The sequence below is a fragment of the Bacillota bacterium genome, assembly GCA_040754675.1.
In the GTDB taxonomy this organism is placed as follows: Bacteria; Bacillota; Limnochordia; order Limnochordales; family Geochordaceae; genus Geochorda.
In genome coordinates this window covers 1-2496 of sequence record JBFMCJ010000577.1, presented here as the reverse complement: position 1 = coordinate 2496, position 2496 = coordinate 1, and the positions used below count along the sequence as shown (strand labels likewise).

2 protein-coding genes are annotated in these 2496 nt (G+C 68.7%); both read right to left on the bottom strand.

The genetic code is table 11. The annotated features are described in order from the left end of the window. Positions 1-307: 307 nt before the first annotated feature. On the bottom strand, positions 308-1738 hold the full coding sequence (locus tag AB1609_21085) for a hypothetical protein (GenBank protein ID MEW6048930.1): 1431 nt from the start codon (positions 1736-1738) through the stop codon (positions 308-310). 11 nt (positions 1739-1749) lie between these two features. Further along, the gene (locus AB1609_21080; protein ID MEW6048929.1) at positions 1750-2289 is read right to left on the bottom strand and encodes a thioredoxin family protein; all 540 of its coding nucleotides are present in this window, start codon (positions 2287-2289) and stop codon (positions 1750-1752) included. Positions 2290-2496 lie beyond the last annotated feature (207 nt).

Below are 2496 nucleotides of genomic sequence, written 5' to 3'. Positions count from 1 at the left end.
GGCCTTCGCACCTCCCCGGACGTTCCGCGCCGACCGGTTTACCCGGGGCCCGTGGCCGCTCTCCTGCACCCAACGCAAGGAAACCCGTACCTCGCGGCCCGGCCCGCACCGCCTCCCCGGGTGCGCCGGTGAGCCCTCGTGGTGTTCTGCCGCCGTGCCGCGCTTGGTGCAAGATAGCACGCCCGTCGCACGCCCACAGCCACTGCTCCGGGCCATCGTTTGCATGGGCCTGTTCGGCACTGATCGGCGGGATTCCTGCTGAACCGGCAGGTTCTGAGGTAGAAGCGAGACGTGGCGAGGGGGAGGTTCAGCGCAGGACGAGCCTTGCGGTCAACAGCACGGAGCGGGCTTGCTCGACGTTGGCCGTTCTCCAGACAGGGCCGGCCTGGAGAACAAGCTCGGCATCCTCTGCCAGGCGAGCCCGGACACCCGCCAGAAGCGCGTGTTCAACGGTGCCGCTCAAAAACTCCTGGGTCTTGGCCGCCTCAAACCCCATATAAGGGGCTTCCCAGATATCGCCCAGGCGCCCCTGTCCGCGCCGGCGCCACTCGAGTGACAACCCGGTCAGTGAGAGCCCGCAAAGCGCTTCACCTGGCAGCTGCCCGCCGGCCCCCGCAGAGGGCGGGTGCCACTCCAGGCGAAGCGAGTCGGTGTCGGGCCCATCAGGGAAGGCCAGCGGGCGTCCCCGGTCAATCAGGCTGAGCGCCGGCACCTGAAAGGTCAGGACGAAGTTGTTGACCCGGGTGTACGCAAGCGCCCACCTCGCCCCCAGCGTCAGGCGTACGGCCGCGCCAAGCTGGTAGACCTGCCGCTTCCAGGGCACCTGGGGCATGTCGTCGACCAGGACCTCCGCCTGCACGGAGGCATTCGACCCGAAAACCCGGTCGAGCCGGCCGCCCACCCCGATGTAGAAGTTGGCGTCGTTGTTGCCGATGCCGCCCGGGTGGAGGTCCTGCGTCAGGTAACCCGGCCACAGCGGGATCCACGTGAACGCAAGCGCGGCAAACCGGGGGCTCACCACCCCCAACTCGTACCCCGTCAGCCGCAGGGCCCCCCAGCGGGTGACGAACGGGCCGAGGTCAAGCTGGTGAGCGAGGAGGTACCGCTCGCCCGGATCCATGCGCGCCACGACCTTGTAATACCGGGCCGGCCCCACGAGGAGGTCGCCCCCGACCTGGTCGAGGCCGGGCGAAAGCGGAAACCCGATGAGCCCGGTGCCGGCGCCCAGTTCCACCCGGCGCCGGCCCAACCAGGCGGCCCACCCGGCAGTCCCGCTGCCCTGGCGGGCGCGTTCGTAACCCAGCCACAGTTCGTCTGCCCGGGCCTTCAACTCCGGAGGGTAGCTCAGCCCCACCGCGGCCGGATCCCAGCCGGGCTCCGGCGGGCGGAAAGGAAACTGGAACCCGTCGAGAGCCCCGGCCGCCCCCCAGACCCATCCTCCGTGCCCGCCGCGAAGCCCGATTCGGACGTACTGGCCGGCTCTCGGTTCGAGCAGCGCAGGGCCATCGCTGGCCCAGTCGAGGCCACCTTCATCGATGCGCATGCCCGTGTGGAAGACGGCCTCGGCGTCCACGTCCAGCGCTGCGGCGCCCGCGTCTTGTGGGCCGTGTTGCGGCGGGGAGCCAACCGCCTGTGCGGGCCCGGCGGGCAAACCAAGCAGGAGTCCGGCCAGGCAGAGCGTCGCCACCAACCCGGGGTGCCGGATCTGCCCTGAGACACCTGGCCGCCCTCGCCGCACGCCTGGCGCTCCTACGCCTTCTTCCACTTGATGGTGCAGCCTTGCGGCTCGGTCTGCGCCACGGACGGGGCTCGCCCGGCCAGCAGCGCGTCGATGGCGTCCCGAAGGTAGTGCCGCGTCACCGCTTCGGGATCCTCGTAGTTGTCATCCGGCCGCCCATGATAGCGCAGCTTGCCCTCCCGGTCGAACAGGAAGATCTCGGGCGTGCGGGTCGCGCCGTAAGCCCGCGCCACCTCCTGCGACTCGTCGAACAGGTAGGGAAACGGATACTTCTTCTCCTGGGCCCGCCTCTTCATGGCGTCGAAGTCGTCCGCCGGATACTGGACCGGGTCGTTGCTGCTGATGAGAACGAGCTGCACTCCCCGCCCCGCGTACTCCCGCTGGACGTCGATGACCCGCTCTTCCCACGCCTGCACGTACGGGCAGTGGTTGCACCAGAAGATGACCCCGAGTACCGGCTTTTCCTGAAACGACGCGACCTTGTAGCGCTTACCATCCGTTCCCGGAAGCTCGAACTCGATGATGGGATCGCCGATCCGTAGCGTCGCCATACGGGTTTTCGGCTCCTTTCGTCCCGCGGGTTGCTACCCGGCCGTCGCAAAGCCCGTCGTCTGAGGGAAGTGGCCCTGCCAGAGCCATTATACCCGGGTTCGCCAGCTCCCGTCAGGAACACTCGAAGCCGCACCGGTGGAGTATTCGTTCGCCGGCCCCGCCGGATAGGTGGAGACAGGTTCAGTGGTGGAAGATCAGGACAGCAC